The 18838-nt window shown below is 38.3% G+C and carries 14 protein-coding genes and 1 pseudogene; 10 read left to right on the top strand and 5 right to left on the bottom strand.

The features are described from left to right. Window positions 1-85: 85 nt before the first annotated feature. Complete coding sequence (locus G4P69_RS10310; RefSeq protein WP_208341200.1) at window positions 86-5503, bottom strand: trifunctional serine/threonine-protein kinase/ATP-binding protein/sensor histidine kinase; 5418 nt, start codon at window positions 5501-5503, stop codon at window positions 86-88. Window positions 5504-5865: 362 nt separating this feature from the next. On the opposite strand from G4P69_RS10310, the gene G4P69_RS10315 reads away from it, so the two are divergent. The 5 genes and pseudogenes from G4P69_RS10315 (at window position 5866) to G4P69_RS10335 (ending at window position 11755) form a co-directional block, all read left to right on the top strand. After that, window positions 5866-7923 carry a prolyl oligopeptidase family serine peptidase gene (locus tag G4P69_RS10315; protein ID WP_208341201.1) on the top strand — a complete coding sequence of 686 codons (2058 nt, stop codon included), beginning with the start codon at window positions 5866-5868 and terminating at the stop codon, window positions 7921-7923. Window positions 7924-7929: 6 nt separating this feature from the next. Then, window positions 7930-8757, top strand: a complete 828-nt coding sequence (locus G4P69_RS10320) for a class I SAM-dependent methyltransferase (RefSeq protein WP_208341202.1) — start codon at window positions 7930-7932, stop codon at window positions 8755-8757. A 259-nt stretch (window positions 8758-9016) separates the two neighbouring features. Continuing rightward, complete coding sequence (locus G4P69_RS10325; protein ID WP_208341203.1) at window positions 9017-9199, top strand: CsbD family protein; 183 nt, start codon at window positions 9017-9019, stop codon at window positions 9197-9199. A 480-nt stretch (window positions 9200-9679) separates the two neighbouring features. After that, window positions 9680-11204: pseudogene (locus G4P69_RS10330) on the top strand (ISLre2-like element ISCst1 family transposase). Between the two features lie 275 nt (window positions 11205-11479). Then, the gene (locus tag G4P69_RS10335; protein ID WP_243902322.1) at window positions 11480-11755 is read left to right on the top strand and encodes a hypothetical protein; all 276 of its coding nucleotides are present in this window, start codon (window positions 11480-11482) and stop codon (window positions 11753-11755) included. On the opposite strand, the gene G4P69_RS10340 is transcribed toward G4P69_RS10335, so the two are convergent. Further along, window positions 11752-11994, bottom strand: coding sequence for a hypothetical protein (locus tag G4P69_RS10340; protein ID WP_208341204.1), 243 nt, complete (start codon window positions 11992-11994; stop codon window positions 11752-11754). The two genes, G4P69_RS10335 and G4P69_RS10340, sit on opposite strands and share 4 nt — an antisense overlap. A 42-nt stretch (window positions 11995-12036) precedes the next feature. Between G4P69_RS10340 and G4P69_RS10345 the strand changes: the two genes are divergently transcribed. Beyond that, entirely contained in the window at window positions 12037-12354 is a 318-nt protein-coding gene (locus G4P69_RS10345) for a hypothetical protein (protein ID WP_243902323.1), read from the top strand. Window positions 12355-12635: 281 nt separating this feature from the next. Here the strand turns inward: G4P69_RS10345 and G4P69_RS10350 are convergent, their stop codons facing one another. Both G4P69_RS10350 and G4P69_RS10355 read right to left on the bottom strand, forming a co-directional pair. Continuing rightward, on the bottom strand, window positions 12636-13061 hold the full coding sequence (locus tag G4P69_RS10350; protein ID WP_208341205.1) for an HNH endonuclease: 426 nt from the start codon (window positions 13059-13061) through the stop codon (window positions 12636-12638). A 3-nt stretch (window positions 13062-13064) separates the two neighbouring features. Then, a complete protein-coding gene (locus G4P69_RS10355; RefSeq protein WP_208341206.1) occupies window positions 13065-13418 on the bottom strand; it encodes a hypothetical protein in 354 nt (117 codons plus the stop codon). Between the two features lie 464 nt (window positions 13419-13882). On the opposite strand from G4P69_RS10355, the gene G4P69_RS10360 reads away from it, so the two are divergent. Beyond that, window positions 13883-14065, top strand: a complete 183-nt coding sequence (locus G4P69_RS10360) for a CsbD family protein (protein WP_208341207.1) — start codon at window positions 13883-13885, stop codon at window positions 14063-14065. A gap of 118 nt (window positions 14066-14183) precedes the next feature. On the opposite strand, the gene G4P69_RS10365 is transcribed toward G4P69_RS10360, so the two are convergent. After that, the gene (locus G4P69_RS10365) at window positions 14184-14660 is read right to left on the bottom strand and encodes a GNAT family N-acetyltransferase (RefSeq protein ID WP_310833788.1); all 477 of its coding nucleotides are present in this window, start codon (window positions 14658-14660) and stop codon (window positions 14184-14186) included. 104 nt (window positions 14661-14764) lie between these two features. Here G4P69_RS10365 and G4P69_RS10370 point away from each other — a divergent pair, with 104 nt between their 5' ends. The 3 genes from G4P69_RS10370 to dpdA all read left to right on the top strand — a co-directional run bounded on the left by G4P69_RS10370 (window position 14765) and on the right by dpdA (window position 18827). Next, window positions 14765-15397, top strand: coding sequence for a hypothetical protein (locus tag G4P69_RS10370; protein ID WP_208345953.1), 633 nt, complete (start codon window positions 14765-14767; stop codon window positions 15395-15397). 10 nt (window positions 15398-15407) lie between these two features. Further along, complete coding sequence (locus tag G4P69_RS10375; protein ID WP_243902753.1) at window positions 15408-16403, top strand: NADPH:quinone reductase; 996 nt, start codon at window positions 15408-15410, stop codon at window positions 16401-16403. 246 nt (window positions 16404-16649) lie between these two features. Next, complete coding sequence (dpdA, locus tag G4P69_RS10380; protein WP_208349589.1) at window positions 16650-18827, top strand: tRNA-guanine transglycosylase DpdA; 2178 nt, start codon at window positions 16650-16652, stop codon at window positions 18825-18827. The last annotated feature ends 11 nt before the right edge of the window (window positions 18828-18838 follow it).

Consider the following 18838-nt stretch of genomic DNA (forward strand, 5'->3'; position numbering starts at 1 on the left):
AACTACTGACATTGTAATACAACTTAAAGTCTAGGGTACAGTTATTTGAACATATATTTTTTTATTAGGAGACACCAGCATACTTCTAAGCTAGTATCGGTAAGGTAATAACAAATTCACTTCCCTTACCAAGTGTAGAATTAACAATCAGCGAACCCCCATGTTTTTCCATGACAATAGACTTGGAGATTGCTAATCCTAACCCTGTACCTTTGCCAACAGCTTTCGTAGTAAATAAATGATCAAATATTTGCTCTTTGACTTGTTCACTCATGCCAATACCATTATCAGAAATGACAATTTGAACCTGATTAACTTGGGCTAATGTGGTAATTGTAATTCGGTGCCGATTGGCTTGACGTTCTGCAAAACTACGTCCATTGCTCGATTCTTCTAATGCATCAATAGCATTGGCAAGAATATTCATAAACACCTGATTTAATTGCCCTGGAAAACATTCGATTAAAGGTAAATTGCCATACTTAGTAACGACTTCAATAGCAGGACGCTCTTCATTAGCTTTGAGACGATGTTTCAAAATTAAAATCGTGCTATCAATCCCTTCATGGATGTTAAATGGAACTTTATACTCTTTGTCAGCACGGGAAAAAGTGCGAAGACTAGTGCTAAGATTTGTCAAGCGAGTGCAGGCAACATTCATAGATTCAAGAATTTTTGGTAAGTCTTCTAAACTATAATCCAAATCAATTTCTTCAGCATGATCTTTAATTTCATTACCTGGATCGGCTAAACTGTCTTGATAAAGCTTTAAGTGTTCAATAATATCCGCCAAAATAGGTTTAGCTTGTTGGAGACTAGCAGCAATAAAACCGAGTGGATTATTCATCTCATGCGCGACACCAGCAACTAAGTTACCCAGTGCAGATGTTTTTTCACTTTGGATAATTTGTAATTGTGCTTGTTGTAAATCGTGTAACGCTTGTTGGACTTTTTGATAAAGCCTTGCATTTTCTATAGATATTGCAGCTTGGCAAGAAAGTAAATTAATAATTTGCAGACGTTCGTTGCTAAATACTCCGCAAGTGAGATTATTTTCTAAATAGAAAATACCCACTAAACGTCCTTGATTAATAATTGGTGTACACAATACACTCTTAGGTTGATGCTCCAGCATATATTCCCCAATCAGTCCGGGAATATCTGTTTGGCAATTTTCTATAACGACAGTGTTCCCGGTGTTCTTAACATAATTGATAATTGCTATTGGGATATCTTGACAAGTATCTATCGATTTTGGAACAAGGATAGTTTTTATTTGATCTGGGGAATTCTCTTGATTGTTAATAAAGGTAATTGCTCGAACCTGCCAGGTATCTTCTTGAGGAAGAATGAGTACAGATTTTTTTGCACCAGAGTTTTCGAGAATAATTTTGGTGAGACTGGCGACAAGTTGATCTAACTCAATACTGCTAGAAATAGTTTGAGCAGCTTTGAGAATGGAAGCCAAATCTAGGATATCGGAAACACTGGTGCTAGAAGTATAAGTAGATGAAGACTTCGTTGTGCGGACAACAGTGGCGATAGTTTCTAGAGAATTGAGGGTTAGTGGTCGCTGTTGTAAGATAGGTTGGAGTAGATGGGGGTAGCGTTTTTCTAAGTCTTCTGTTTTAGCTTTCGCTCCCCAATGAACATAGCAATAATATGCTTGTTGCATATAGACTTGGGCGATTTGTTCTTTGCCCCAATTGAGGTAAAATCTAGCTGCGAGTTCATTGGCTAAGCCTTGTTCTTGAATGTAGCCGTTTTCTTTTGCTCCTGAGATGGCGCGATCGTAAAATTCTATTGCTTGAGCTTTTTCACCCAAAACTTGATGTAATTCTGCTTCAACTAAACAGAATTTGTGAGCATAATTCATAGGCGCGCTGTCTGCCCATTTTCGGAGATTTTTTTGATTTTCTCTGACTTGCTCAATAATCAATTTTAGATTATCCAAAGAAGAATTTTGAAATAAGCGTAAATGAGTTAAAGATTCATAAAAATAAAAAGTGGGAACTACAACCAATCCATTGACACTTGCTAAATACTGCTTTACTATTGCTGCATTATCTAATGCTTTTTTGTAATCATCAAAAAGATAGCATAGAATTAGTTTACAAAAATGAAGTTGGCAAATTAGACTGATTTGATTATCAGCTCGATGTACAGGCAACATTTTTACTTCATCATAGATTTCACCAATTAAAAGACAAGGGTTTTCTGCCATTCCTAATAAATTCAAAACGGATTGGTGATATATGCTATTGAAATTGAAATATGTGGTTTGTTTGAATTGATGCATAACCATTCCATAGTTTCCCATAGATTCTGCTAATTCTTTCAACTCATAACCACTCAAATAAGCATATCTGCCAAACACATAAGCAGACATAGCAGCATATTCAATATCTCCAGTTTCTAAGCCACTTGTGTAAGCTTGTAATAATGGGTTTAAAGTTTCTTTAACAGGCGATTTCCAATGTCTAATAAAACAATTAACTGCGAATAAAGTTTTCGACCTTAATTTAGATGCATTTAAACCTTCTAGTAACTGTAATGCCATCTCCCCAAACTCGTAACCAACATCAATTTTTTTTAAAACACCACACAGTATTAGCCCATAACTAGCATATGCGTATGTAGATTCTGGTGCATTACCATAAATGATTGACAATTGAACTTGTTTCAAAACAATCAATTTAAATAATGAGGGGGCTGCTTGATAAGCAGTTGACATAATACTTGATAGAATTTGCATTGCTGCCAAGATATTTACATCAGTCATTTCTGGCAGTTTTAGCAAGTCCATAACAGATTTTTTTGTTAAGAGAAGTTGTGTTTGTTCCAGTTCATGGTCAATATCAGTTTCACTAACTTCTTGTGGGAATTCTACTCCTATCAACCTAAGGACAGCTAAAGCAATTCGTAAAGCATTTTGATGTTGACCCTGTGCCATACAGGCTTGTATTTTAACATTATGAATAGGAATTTTTTCGAGGAGAGTTTTTGATTGTTGTAAAACAACTGCTGCATAATTTTCCATTTTTTCAAACTCGCCACAAAGACAAAGTGCTTCTGTAGCGGATTGATATAGTGCTAACGTGGCTTCATAATCGTTTTGCCAACTACAATCTGGTAATAGTTGTATACCTGTTATGAAATATTCGCAAGCTGATACATAAGCAGTTGCATTTTTCGCTTTTGTACCTGCTTTCAAATTTAATCTAGCTAGTTGATTCTTTTCATTGGTATCGGTGATTAGTGCAGAGCCAATATTTAGTTGATTGACAATATCAAAAATTTTTTCTTCTAGTTCTGTTTCAGACGTGTTTTGAAGTAACAGTTTCCCTATTTGCAAATGAGTTTCTTGTTTTTCGTCTTCTCGAATCAAAGAATAAGCAGCTTGTTGAACGCGATCATGCAAAAATTTATACTTTAATATTTGGCGATCGCTAATTGTAAGTTGAGTCTGTTCACAGCTATCTTGATAGAACTTATAAACCTCACTTCGCGGCAAAATCAAACCTGACTGCAAAGCTTTCCACAAAGAACCAGCCGTTTCTACCATAGATAATTGGCAAACAGTCGACAATTTTTCTAAATCAAACTGGTTGCCAATACAAGCAGCAAACTTCAATATCTGTTGAGTAGATTCTGGTAATCTTTGTAATTGCAAAACCATAAACTCCACAACATTTGAGGTGAGGCTTTTCTGATTAATCAGTGAAATATCACATTGCCAGCATCCATCTTGGTAATTAAATTCAATTAGTCTATCTTCATACAATGATTTGAGGAACTGTGTTGCAAAAAAAGGATTACCTTGAGTTTTTCGATAAATCAGTTTTGACAGAGAATGTCCCAATTCTTCTGCACACTTTAATGTTTCGACCACTAACTGATTCAATTTTGGTTCTCTCAGCGGTTGCAGACTAATTGTACTCAGAACTAACCCTGATTTACTAATCTTATCCAAACTTAACATTAAAGGGTGTACGGGTGATACTTCATTATCGCGATATGCACCAATTAATAATAGATATCCTTGATTAGCCTCAGCAAATAATAATTCAATGAGTTGCAATGATGCTGAATCAGCCCATTGTAGATCATCTAAAAATATTACTAAGGGATGGTCTTGGCTAGTAAATATTCGTAGGAATTTCTGAAATAATAAATTAAACCGATTTTGAGCAGCAGTACCAAATAAATTCCTTATAGGTAGTTGTTGACCAATTATTCTTTCTAATTGGGGAACAACTTCAATAATAACTTGTCCTTCTTCACCTAATGCATCAATAATTTTATCTTTCCATTGTTCTATTTGAGCATCACTTTCTGCGAGTAATTGCTCCATTAAATCTCGGAATGCTTGCACAAATCCTGAAAAAGGAATATTCCGATTAAACTGGTCAAATTTTCCCTTAACAAAATATCCTCTTTGTTTAACAATTGGTTTATGAACTTCATTAACTACTGCAGTTTTACCAATACCAGATGAACCAGCTACTAACATTATTTCGCTATGACCTGTGGATACTCTCTCAAAAGCTTCTAGTAGTTGCTCAACTTCTGCTTCTCTACCATATAATTTTTCAGGTATAATAAATCTGTCACAAATATCTCTTTTGCTAATTTCAAAGTATGTAACTTTTCCAGTTTCTTTGATTTGAGCTAAACATTCTTCTAAATCATGCTTCAACCCTAAAGCACTTTGGTAACGTTCTTCAGCATTTTTTGCCATCAGTTTAGTGATCATGTCACCAATAACTTTAGGTATTTCTGGATTAATATCAGATACACAAGTTGACGTTTTCGCAATATGACAGTGTATCAACTCCATCGGATCAGACGATTCAAACGGTAATTTTCCTATCAGAATTTCGTAGAAAGTTACACCGAGAGAATAAAAATCTGTTCGGTAATCAACGACGCGATTCATCCTTCCTGTTTGTTCTGGAGAAATATAAGTAAGCGTTCCTTCTAATACCTTACGACTAATGAGGGTTTGAGTTTCCCTTGGTAATAAAGAAGCAATACTAAAGTCGATTAATTTAACTTGTTTTGTTTGTGGGTTAATTAAAATATTGCTGGGTTTAATATCTTGATGAATAATTCTTTCACGGTACAAAATATCTAAGCTGTCACACAAAGATATCGCAATTTGTAAGAACTCTTGTGTGGATGGGATATATCGCTTCCCTTGTAAAGTCAAATAATCCTTGAGGGAAATCCCCCCAAAGTCTTCCATTACCAAAGCGTAGCGATTTTGGTATGGTTCTAGGCTATAAGTTCGGACGATTAGAGGTGAGTCGAGATTTTTGGTAATAGTGTATTGATTACGAAACTGCAACAGTTCCGAGAAGCTGGGATAAGAATTTTTCAACAGTTTAATGATTACAGGTAATGAGTCAGCCTCTCGATACCCTCGATAAACTACAGTCCTGGAACCATTGTAAAGTTCTTCGCTTACTTGATATCCGGGAATACATAGTAAATTAACCATAATACCACTAAATCCTATCCATTTCTAGATTTAGTGTTCCCAAACAAAATCTCGAATTCTCTGTCCTAAGACAGATTAAAGTATACATCGGTTTATAAACCACCTATATACTCTTAGGCTTACTTCTTTAGTCACTATAAAATAAGTTGAGCAATAATAAATGTAATTATTCTAACATGTTTTTGATATCTAAATTATGTATATTCGCGTAACACGCTGTTAGATGGAGCTATTCAGAGCGTTAAATAAGCGTCTAGAGAAAGATTATGGCTCTGTTTTAAACAATATAGTATTGTCTGTTCCTTGTTACTAAAGAAAGGTTGCATTGTTATCATGTACAAAGGCAGTTACTATTCCACACCATGTCTTCAGAAACACGCTTAACATACCCAGCAAGCCGCAAGAGCGATCAAGTTGATAACTATGATGGTACTCAAGTTGCTGATCCTTACCGCTGGTTAGAAGATCCTGACTCAGAGGAAACGAAAGCTTGGGTTGAGGCGCAAAATAAAGTAACTTTTGGCTATCTTCAGGGAATACCTGCAAGGGAAGAAATTAAGCAGCGTCTGACGAAACTGTGGGACTATGAAAAATATAGTATTCCTTTTAAAGAGGGGGAACGCTACTTTTACTTCAAAAACGATGGCTTACAAAACCAGTCGGTGTTATACACTTTAACCTCTCTTGATGCTGAGCCAGAAATCTTACTTGATCCTAATAAACTATCTGAAGACGGCACAGTTGCTCTTTCAGGTTTATCTATTAGTGAGGATGGTAGACTTTTAGCATATGGTCTATCCGCTTCTGGTTCTGACTGGCAAGAGTGGAAAGTACGAGATATTGAAACTGGTCAAGATTTAGAAGACCATCTAAAGTGGATAAAATTTTCTGGCGCATCTTGGACACATGATCATCAAGGCTTTTTTTATAGTCGTTATGATGAGCCGAATGAAAAAACAAAATTAGAAGATGTCAATTATTACCAAAAGCTCTTTTACCACAAATTAGGTAACCCGCAATCAGAAGACATATTAATTTACCAACGCCCAGACCATAAAGAGTGGGGATTTAATGGTGGTGTTACAGAAGATGGGCGTTACTTAATCATCTCAGTTTGGCAGGGAACTAACCCTAAGAATCTGGTGTTTTACAAAGACTTAACTAACCCAGATGCAGAAGTAGTAGAACTCATCAGCGAATTTGAGGCAGATTACAGTTTTATAGATCATGATGATAACGTCTTCTATTTTCGTACAGATTTAGATGCGCCAAGAGGAAGAGTGATTGCCATTGATACAAGAAATCCATCGCAGGAGAACTGGCGAGAAATTATCCCTCAAACGGCAGAAACTTTGGAAAGCGTGGGCATAATCAATAACCAATTTGTTGCCGATTATCTTAAAGATGCTCGCAGCCAAGTCAAAATTTTTGAACTAAATGGCTCATTCGTACGTGAGGTTGAATTCCCAGGAATAGGTTCTGTTGGTGGTTTTGGTGGCAAGCGTTATGATACCGAAACTTTTTATAGTTTCACTAGTTTTACCACACCAGGAACGATCTATCGCTACAACATGGTAACTGGGAAGAGTGAAGTTTTCCGTCAGCCAGAGGTAGATTTCAACCCCAATGATTATGAGACAAAACAAGTTTTCTATCGCAGTAAAGATGGTACACAAGTACCAATGTTTATCACTCATAAAAAGGGAATTCAGTTAGATGGAAATAACCCTACTTACCTTTATGGTTATGGTGGATTCGGTATTTCTCTAACCCCCAGCTTTTCTGTAAGTAACTTGATATGGATGGAAATGGGTGGGATTCATGCTGTTGCTAATTTACGCGGTGGTGGTGAGTACGGTGAAGAATGGCATCAAGCAGGAATGAAGCTGAAAAAGCAAAATGTGTTTGATGACTTTATCGGTGCTGCTGAATGGCTGATCGGGAATGGTTATACAAAGTCTGGTAAGTTAGCGATCGCCGGTGGAAGCAATGGAGGTTTATTAGTAGGTGCTTGTATGACGCAACGTCCAGATCTATTTGGTGCAGCTTTACCTGCTGTAGGAGTCATGGATATGTTGCGCTTCCATAAATTTACCATTGGCTGGGCTTGGACTTCTGAGTACGGCTCTTCAGAAAACGCAGAAGAGTTTAAAGCACTTTACGCCTATTCCCCATTGCATAACCTTAAACCAGGTACAGCCTACCCAGCAACCATGATCACTACAGCGGATCATGACGATCGCGTCGTTCCAGCACATAGTTTCAAATTTGCCGCAGCATTGCAAGCTGCACACACAGGTGATGCACCAGTACTCATTAGAATAGAGACAAAAGCAGGACATGGTGCTGGTAAACCCACTACTAAAATTATTGAAGAAGCAGCAGATAAGTGGGCTTTCTTACTACATACCCTACGGTAATAGATTGTGAAAGATTCGCAACAAGAAAACTTCTGGTATGCAAAAACCTTCACCTTAGAACAAAGAAAAAATTGGTACGGTGAAATAGCAGATGTGTACAACAGGGTTAGACCACGCTACCCTAAGAAACTAGTTTCCCGTGCGATCGATTTGTCTCAACTTCCTTCTCAAGCAGCGATTCTTGAAGTTGGATGTGGTACTGGAACTGCAACTGTAGAATTTGCTGAATTCGGCTTCTCGATACTTTGTCTTGAACCGAATCAGGAATTTTGTCGCATAGCTAAACACAACTGTAGCCAGTACCCATCTGTAGAGATTCGCAATACCTTATTTGAAGAGTGGGAGTTAGAGGTAGAAAAATTTAACGCTGTTTTGATGGCGAATGCAATTCATTGGATTCCACCAGAGATTAGGTACCAAAAAACTGCTAATGCGCTTCAAGAAAACGGCTCTCTAATTGTACTGTGGAACATGACACCTCAACCCCAGTATGAAGTTTACCAACTATTAGAGCCAATTTATCAGGCTCAAGCTCCCTCTATCCCAGGATATGAAGAAAAGGCAACTCAGCAAGAGATTGTTAAAAGGTTTGGACAAGATGTCATTGATTCAGGTTTGTTTAAGAACTTAGTATCCGAAGAATTAGCGTGTGAAGTTACCTATAGCATTGATGATTATTTGGCGCTTTTGAGTACTCTATCACCCTATATCAAGCTAGAACCACATACAAGAAGTTCTTTGTTTGAAGCTTTGAGAGAAAAGCTTTTAGGTAATTGGGGAACAAGTATCGTGATCTCATATCTCTCAGCTGTTCACCTCGCCCAAAAAGTATAGATTTTTTGTAAATCTTACTCTTGTACAGACCATTTTGTTCACAAACTATTAGGAACCTATCGAAATTTCACTTAACCTCATTCATCCTGTTTCAGTGAATTGCTATTAACACTCACTCTTTTAGCATAGACAATTAATATATCCATTGGTGGAAGACTTGAGTAAAATTTCCCGGCTATATTGTAATCGTGATCAAGAACACATTGCAAAGTTTACTTGATAACTTTCGAACCCATTTGATAAATCATAGGAGAGTAAAATGAGTATAGAAGATAGAGCAAAAGCTGCAGCTAAAAACGTTGAAGGTAAAGTCCAAGAAGCATGGGGAAACGTTACCGGTGACCCACAACAAAAAGCTGAAGGTCAAGCAAAGCAAGCTGAAAGCGAAATACGTCATACTGTAGAAGACGTTAAAGATAATATCAAAGACAAGCTGGACTAGAATATAAGAATCCTGTAAAAGCTGCTATCAAACCAAATATAAGTTAGTAGTTTTTTATTAACAAATTAGTCACCAAGAATGACTAGATTTATCTAAACAAACAACCTCCCTTTTAAGGAGGTTGTTTGTTTATTAAAGTAGCTATACATATAGGCTGTCTGCCCTTAAGCATGGATAGAGAGATAAATAGTAAAGTGCATTAGATCAGGTGTTTCCATGTAATACATGGGCGCTATTGGTCGTCAACAAGCCCTTAAGAATTGTCCAAGATTTCATTCTCACCTTCACCAATAATCGCGTTCCCCCTTACGGTGTAATACACGGTTGGGAGAATAATTTAATTCTCCTCTCCCTTTCAAGCAGGAACGAACGTACAGTCTGTACATTAAAATATTGATTTTCGCGCTTAGATTTCATTGTCATAAAAAAGGTAGGATTCCCAAGTAACAATATTTTTGGCGATTGGGAGTTCCAACCTTTATGGCAAAAAATATATATGCAAATCTAGATTTAACTAAATCATTGTCCGATTTTCAAGAAAATGTTACGAAACTTTTAGAAATAACTGATGTCAAAGAATGGGATGGGCGAATTATTAAATTTCGTGAACAACAAATTAGAGATGCGGCGCTTATTTTAGCTGGTCAATGTATTGCTATCTTACTGTATAATCTTTCACAATCTCAAGAAGCGCGCTTATTCAGCCATGACTCAAACTCAAGGATGGTGGCAATTAAAAACACGAAAGCATGGTTATAGAAGACGACAAATCTTAACAGTTGGAAATGTTTTAGTGACTCTAATTCTACCATACGTCGTATCTCACAATCAAAAAAGAAAGGAGCAAAAGAAATCTTCACTTCAAGGGTTTTGCCCATTTTTGAAATGGTTGGGAATGGAAGAAGGCTTAACTCCATTGGTCTGGTCAACGATTGCTCAATATGGTGCCATTGCAGGGTCCTTTGAAGCTGCATGTACAATCTTAATAGATTGGGGAATTCATATTAGTCTCAAACGGATAGAAAGACTGACATATAAATTTGGTAAACTTGGAATTAATTTACGTCTCTCAAAAATACTGAATTATCAATTAGGTAATTTACCTACTGGTAGTATTCTTAAAGACCAGCGAGTTGTCATTGCGGTAGACGGCGGTAGAACTAAAATTCGGATTAATAAAGAAGGTGAGAAGAATCCAAAAACCAATCGCTACGGTTTTTCTGGTGAATGGGTTGAGCCAAAGTTACTGACAATTTATACGGTGAATGAAGAGGGTGAAAAAGTTAAGACCAATGAGATTCCTATTACTAACGATGGGACTTATGAAGGATATCAAGCATTTTTACAGATTCTAGAGATGCACTTGGTTAATTTAGGAATTAGTCAAGCTAAGCAAGTTTTATTAATTGCCGATGGTGAGACCAGTCCTGCAGGAGGGTTTCCCTCCGTAGGGAACTGGCGAACCCGAAGGGTGCGGAGTGGATTTGGAAACATATTCCTCCTTTGCTGTCCCGTGTGGGATGTCCAAAAGAAACTTATCAACTCTTAGATTTTTATCATGTTATGGAGCATTTACAAATTTTTGCAGATGCAGCTTTTAGTCAAGAGTCACCAGAGAAAAGCTTGGTTTAAAAAAGCCCGAAATATTTTAAGAAGAAATTTCGCCTTTAACTTAATCGTTGAAATGAATCGATTGATTTTCGAGGCTACACCTGAGCAAGCTAAAACTATGATTGCACAGAGAGATTATCTTGTACGGGCTGATGTTGAAAGTCGCCTGAATTATACTTATGTGTCTGAACAAAAATTACCTATTGGTAGCGGAGCGATTGAAAGTTTAATTCGACAAGTCGTTAATTTAAGAATGAAGGGAAACAGTAAATTTTGGTTAAAAACTAATGCTGAAATTATGTTACATCTTCGTTGCCAATGGATTGCTGGTAGTTGGGATAATTTCTGTAATTCCATCTTTACTTCTTTCCTCAACCCTCTAACCGTTGGGTAAATTTTATACCGAAGACCCTTTTTTGAGACATCATTTGTAATAATAAAAACTCAGTTTCTATTTAAGGGGTGTAGGAGCATAAGCGTTAAACTAATGTTCAGCAATCTTCACGGGATATCTTCTGAAGAAACTTTCTGGTGCTTACTTTGAAAATTTTAGTCATTTAATATACTTTTGTTTATCAGTACCAGTAATTTGCGATCGCCTATTTTTGGATCCACCTCACAAAATCGCATTGCTCCCCCCAAAGTCAAGGATTTTCTCTGAATGTGTCGGTGGCTGGGATCGAACGCCAAGGTATTACCGACTATAAAGATCGCCCTATCTTACCTGGTGAAAAAGTAGATCGCTATCGCTTTATGAGTTTCTACCTCGAAGGTAGCACCAACAACTTTAATGACTTCTTTGCCTATGTGGTTGATCCCGAATGGTTAGCCAGTAATGATGAAGAAGCCCGTGCTTTACGTCAAACTGCTGCTGGTTCACCCAATAAAACCTGGCGGATTCTGCATCGCGTCACCTATGTGGAACGTCCCGCGTTAATGAGTTAGTGCGATCGCCTGACGCATCGCCGAATTGCTGAATTAGCGATCGCTTTCTGATTTTGGGGAGCGATCGCCATTTGCAAAATATCTTGTCCAGTACTTTCAGCACGCTGTCGCAGTAGCGCCTCAATTTTCGGCGGCAGATCGAGTGTAATGGACATTGTTGATTTTTCCTCAGCGATACTGGTTTTATTATAGCGATCGGCTTTGTCCGGATGTTGCTCGTCCTTTACTGTACGCTGCATTTCTCAAAGTGCGTGAAAAATTTTTCCTCATGAGCGTCAAAAATGCAAAGTAAAATGGGGAAAGTCTTACCCCAAGATTTAGCAATGGATAGAAGCACTATAGAACGGCAACAACTACTTGAAGCAGTCAACGCTCTTCCTGATGAAGCTTTGTGGGAACTTGCTAGTTTTCTTGACTATCTTCGCTATAAATCAGCGCAACAAACACAACTTCCTCATAATTCTTCTAGTTTTCTAGTTGCAGTTGCAGGCTTAGGTAACTCTGGTCAACACGACATTTCAGAACGTGATGAGGAGATTCTACGCAATGAAATTGATCCTGTGTATGGCTGGAATCTCAAGCCAAGTAATTCTGTATGACAGCGATACTTGACACCAGTTTTTTGTTTGCGTTAACTGATCACGGAGATCGCCCATAGTTGAGATAGTGCGATCGCCAATCTTGTAGGATGTGTTAGAAACAGCATAACGCATCACCGAATTATGGATGATCTGCTAGATTTGGGCAGACTAATTAACAAATACCAATAGTGCGCCCGCGCCGTTTGGGTAACGTAAGGGTCGAGCAATTTTGCAATTGACAACATGATTGGGGATTGCTTATTTATATTATTTGCAAAGAATTTTAGCCATTACCCTCATTAAGAGTCGGGTACAATTAGCACATTTGCTTGTAGCAGCACCCTTCGTTCTTCCACACGTTCCGGACGATTAATCTGTAACAATCGCACCGTCACCCGTCCAATCGCACTCAACGGGAGAATTTCGCCATCTTTTAACTGAAAATGGTCGCACCAACGATCATGACGAGGCTGATACAACCTCACAATTTCTCCATTGCTGGGATCAATTGATGTCAGGTCGCTGCCCTTATACTTATTGCAAATCGTACAGGCTAGTGCCAAATTAGTTTCGTCTGTTTGTCCGCCATGCTTTTGGGCAATCACATGATCGACTTCATGAGGTACAAGAACCGCAATTTCAGGCATTAAGCAATACTCACAAGCATGATTAGCGCGATTACAAACTAAGCGTCTGAGCGCCGCAGAGATGTATGTTTTGCTCATCCGTTACAACGCCTTGAGCTTGAGCAATGCTTTCGCCTTAGCCATCCGCACTAAATGTTCAACATATTCATATTGTTGCCAAGCTCGTTCTTCTTGGTCTGTTAATCCAACTGTCCTATTTTTTTCTAACAGGCTGGCGATTTGCTGTTGTAACGCCTCAGACGGCTGCAATGCCACAATTTCTTCCAAAGAGGGGAGATTTGCTAAAAATTCCAACACTTCTGTCAACCCAGAAAATCCAGATTGACCAATTGCGTTCCATTCTCGCAATCCCAATTCTAAAATCTGGGGCAGCTGGTCTTGTAGTGGACTCAGCCGAAGTGCCAACTCATCGGGAATGTCAACTCTAATCTGCATGATATGGCGTTCAGAGCTTGCAAAAGATACTCCTGATCTTAGCCCATCTCACCGTTTCTCTGGGTTAAATTAGTTTTGCGCCGCGAAGCGGGCGCTCTGCGCCATCGCCGTTTGGGTAGCGTAAGGGTTGGGATGAATCCGGACAAAAACAGACAACCTTTGTCCTAGTTTGGGATGTAGACTTCTACGAGAGGGTACGATCTGCACGCACCTGTCTGGAAATGTCGACGGATGTTGCCGAATTCAACTAGGCAAAGCACCGGATGCAACATTTGAATTAACAGATGCGATACTCTTGACCCGTAATGTCTACAATCTGGCAGATTTATCTTTATCGCCATTTCTTGCTGCCTAGTCTAAATTCCAGTCTTTAAGCATAGACAATTAATACGCCCACTGGTGGAAGGCTTAAGCATAATTTATCAGATAAATTAGTTCCATACGCAACAGGACAGGAGAGTAAAATGAGTACAGAAGATAGAGCAAAAGCTGCTGCTAAAAACGTTGAAGGTAAAGCCCAAGAAGCATGGGGTAATTTTACCGGTGACCCAGAACATAAAGCTGAAGGTCAAGCAAAGCAAGCTGAAAGCGAAGTACGTAACACTGTAGAAGATGTAAAAGATAACGTCAAAGACAAGCTTGACTAGAACTGAGGTTTCTTGGAAGAGTTATTGCGCGCAATTTACTAGCTTATCCTTAACAAAATCAGTCACTGATCTAGATTGATAGACTTTCCAACCTCCCATAAAGGGGGGTTGTTTGATATTAAATCAAATCCAAGTGCATCACGTTACCATTAGAAAAACCCAGACTGTCGTAGATAGGTTTACCTGAGGGAGAAGCGTTGAGAACCGCACGCGTGCAACCGATAGCTTGTAAATGCGCGATCGCAGCACTGGTGAGTTGCTTCCCAATTCCTTGTTTTCGGTAATGTGGTTCAACATAAACACCCCAGATATATCCGTATTTGCGATACTCGTCTTTAAGAATATTCGGGTACAAACCTGCAAAGATTTGACAGCTTGCTGAACCAACGATTTCACTATCAACTTCTGCAAAAAACGCTTTGTAAGATAGATGACGACGAGCTTGTTCTATAAATTGAAGAGTAATATCCAGCCAGTCAGGTTCAATAAGCTCATCAGAAACACCATTATCTCGCCACATGTAGAAAAAGTGTTTCGCTATAAGAGAGTCTTCCGGTGAAGTTGCTTCTCTAATACAGATGTATTTTTGTGCCACTGGTTGTCCTCTGCAGAGCGGATTCCTTCGACGCGCTCTATAGTGTTATACCATTTTTATATGAGGACGCATAAGAATCCCCAATAATTCTTATTTTAAGTTGTATGAGTCGCCCACGTATTCTCCAACCTGGTACTAGCTATACGTTTAGCAAATATTTTGAATTACCTTACGCCCCAGCTGACATTCTTGCAGAATTTGATTGTACTTACGAACGCAAGCGCCTGGATTTACCCAGGTATGAGGGTACTATTAAAAGTTTGGATTTTTTAAGCCGCTATTTGGAAAGAAACCTAACCTACGTTAACCCAATAAGCGAAACAGCAAGACGAGAAACACTAATTGCACCTACACTCATAGAAATTTGTGCGGAAACTCAAAGTCAATTAAATATTGAGTATCCCGTCAGCGTTAGCGAACAACTCAAGGGTAGTTTTGATTATTACATAAGCAGTGATGGGGGAATAATAGTAATTGAAGCCAAACAATCTGACTTAAGTCGGGGATTTACACAGCTAGCTGTAGAATTAATTGCACTTGATCAATGGACCCGATCAAATGCCACACTTTTATATGGAGCGGTGACAACTGGAGAAGACTGGCGTTTTGGAATATTTCAACGTCAAGAAAAACGAATTTTGCAAGATCTTAAACTTTATCGCGTTCCCGAAGAATTGGAGGAACTGCTACGAGTACTTTTTGGCATTATTGTTATTGAAGACACACGGACCACCTAAACTAATCTATATGAAAACAATGCGCGCAGCTTGGTATGAAAAACTTGGGAACGCCAAAGATGTTATCACTGTAGGCGAGGTTGATCTACCTGAAGTTGGTTCTGGTGAGGTGCGGGTGAAAGTTCACGCTTCTGGAATCAATCCCTCAGACGTTAAGCAGCGCAGCGGTTGGGGTGGTTTAAAAATGCGATACCCAAGGGTAATTCCTCATAATGATGGAGCTGGGGTGATCGACGCTGTAGGAGAAGGGGTATCTCCTGAAAGAATTGGAGAACGAGTTTGGATTTATGAAGCTACATTAAGTCGCCCGTTTGGTACAGCAGCAGAATATGTAGTTGTGTCCAGTGAAAATGCTGTTTTCTTACCTGATAATACAGAATTTGCGGCTGGCGCTTGTTTAGGTGTCCCTGCAATGACTGCTCACTATAGCGTTTTCACAGATGGAGCGGTAACCGGACAAACAGTTCTCGTTACCGGTGGTGCTGGTGCGGTGGGTAATTACGCGATTCAGTTAGCCAAGTGGGGTGGTGCAAGGGTAATCACCACAGTAAGTTCAGATCAGAAAGCCGAGATCGCCCGCAAAGCAGGAGCAGATTACATAATTAACTATAAAACAGAAGATGTAACCTCTCGGATCAAAGAAATTACAGGTAAAGAAGGTATTGATCGAGTAGTTGATGTTGATTTTGCTAGCAATCTCGAAACAAATTTAGCAGTGCTCAAGCGTAATGGAGCGATCGCTACTTATGCCTCAGATTCTAACACCCAACCGGAAATACCATTTTATTCGTTGGTTTACAAAAATCTTAAAGTTCATTATGTATTAGTCTACGTTATGCCGAAAGCTGCTCATCAAGCAGCAGCAAAAGATATTACACATTGCTTAGAATCTGGTGTTTTAAATCATGTTATTGCTCAGCAGTTTACTTTGGAAGAGATTGCTGCAGCTCATGAAATAGTAGAAAGTGGACGGGCGATGGGGAATGTGGTTATCAATATAGTGTAATTGAGCATCGGTTCAATACCCAATTCACTACGGGCGCGCATTCATACCCCACCAAAAACATAAATAGATCGCTCACCGAAGGGCGACCAATATACATTCCAGGGTTAGTTCTAATTTTTTATAAAATATTAAAAACTCCACTCATTATCTTTCCCTAATAACCCAAAGTGTTGATTTACCTTCTCTATAATCTTTTATAGCGTGTCAAAACAACCAGAAACGTAAAAAGGGAGTTAGAGTATTAGGATGACTGAAGTAACAACCGGAACACCAGTGTTAAATCTAAACTCCCACGATATTGTACATTCACTCTGCGCTGAGCAAGCGAGGGACTGTTTACGTGTCTTAGTTATTACATCATGTACAGCAGAAAAACGCTTTAACCCAACGAATCAGCTAACAATAGAAGATTTCAAAGATCCTGAAAAGTTAAAAGCACGTTCTCTAACGCTTTCGGAATTTGCTTGTCCTGCCGGTCAAATGTACACAGGATTGCAACATTTGCGGGTGATGGAAGGTATAAATATCTTGCGAGGGTGTTTAGGAGAAAAAGCAGTTGATTTAAAAATCATATCTGCTGGGTATGGACTAATATCCGAAGATGAAGTTATTGTTCCCTACTCTGTCACTTTCAATTCAATGAAAAGTGATGAAATTAGTTCATGGGCTGATATTCTGAAAATACATGAAAATTTTGAACGAGCAGTTATTGGATATAATTTGATATTTGTCTTACTTGGAGATAAATATCTACGAGCTTTAAAGTTACCAATCGAGACTGCTCCAAACCAAACTTTCATATTTTTAGCTTCAAATAAAAGTATAAATCACATATATTCAAAAGCAAAGCACGAAGTCTTAACTCTTTCCAATGCAGATGCCTCGCGTTTTGGCTGTGCGTTAGTAGGGTTAAAAGGTCAAATACTAAAGTTAATCGCCGCTAAAATTAGAAAGACCCCTGATTTATTAGAAACCTTATATAATCAACCAGAAATATTAGAACATTTTTTAGAAAATCAATCCAACCAATTAGAACTTCCTTTAGGTATTTCCTTCTTAAATGAAGAAAAAATAAAAGATAAGAATAAACAACAAAAAACAAATCTTAAACAAGATTTACTTCAGTTTTTGGAGTTACCACCAGCAGTTAACAAGCATTTTGATATGCAATATTTTATCCCAGAATGGGATGATAAAGTAGATGCTGGCTACGATTTCTTAAGAGATGAGTTTAGTCCTAATCGTAATCCATATACTGATGATATATATGCTCATGAGATATATGAGAAGCCGAACTATCACGGAATTTTAGTATCTAAAGTAGTTGTTGATAAGAAAAAAAGCAAAAGAGGTGATATAGAAAAAGCAGGAGGTATCCGCAATTTTCTGAAATTCCAAGGAGAAATCATGGGAGATTGCGGAGCGTTTGGATATATTAAAGATGAAGTTCCTCCTTATAACACAGTTGAGATTCTTGACTATTACGAAAAACTCGGTTTTACCTATGGAGTAAGTATTGATCACTTAATTGTCGGACAATTTGCACAGCCGGGAGTTAGAGAACAACGCTATGAGCTTACTTTGCGAAACGCAGAAGAATTTATAACAAAACATAGCAATCTAGGTTACACATTCAAGCCAATTGGTGTAGCGCAAGGATGGCACCCAGAAAAGTACGCTGAAGCAGTAAAAGCATTAGTTGAAATGGGTTATGACTATATTGCTTTAGGAGGATTGGCAAGAACACCAACTAAAGAAATATTAGAAATTTTAAAATCTTGTTATCAGCACATAACCCCTAATACAAAGCTCCATTTATTTGGTGTGGGACGTATCGATGGTCTTCCTTATTTCCGTCATTTAGGAATAACGAGTTTTGACTCCGCCAGTCCATTACGGAAAGCTTGGTTTGATGCTGTAGAAAATTATCATACTTTAACGGGAAAAACTTACGCTGCTGTTCGTATTCCTTTTGTTGATAAGACGAGTGTAAGAATCAAGCATTTATTAGAAAATGGGTACTCTCACGTTACACTTAAACAGCTTGAGCAGGATGCATTAAATGCTATTAGGCAATACGATAAAGGGAATCTCTCAATAGATGAAACTCTCGATAAATTAATTGCTTTCGATGAGTTGTTAGAATTGCCCCGTGACGGAAAAGTAAACCCAACAGCTAAAGCTAGACGTGTAAAAGAACATACTCGGATGTATAGAGAACTTTTAGAAGCAAAACCTTGGCAAAAATGTAACTGTGAACTATGTAAAAAAGTAGGGGTAGAAAGCATAATTTTTAGGGGGAATGACCGCAACCGTAGACGTGGATTTCACAATACTTATATTTTTTATAAGCGGTTCAAAGAATTTCTAGATAGCGAAAAGCAATCAGTTATAAAAGTAGATAATCTAGAAGAAGAGATATAATATGACTCTTA

The organism is Aetokthonos hydrillicola CCALA 1050, assembly GCF_017591665.1.
GTDB lineage: Bacteria > Cyanobacteriota > Cyanobacteriia > Cyanobacteriales > Nostocaceae > Aetokthonos > Aetokthonos hydrillicola.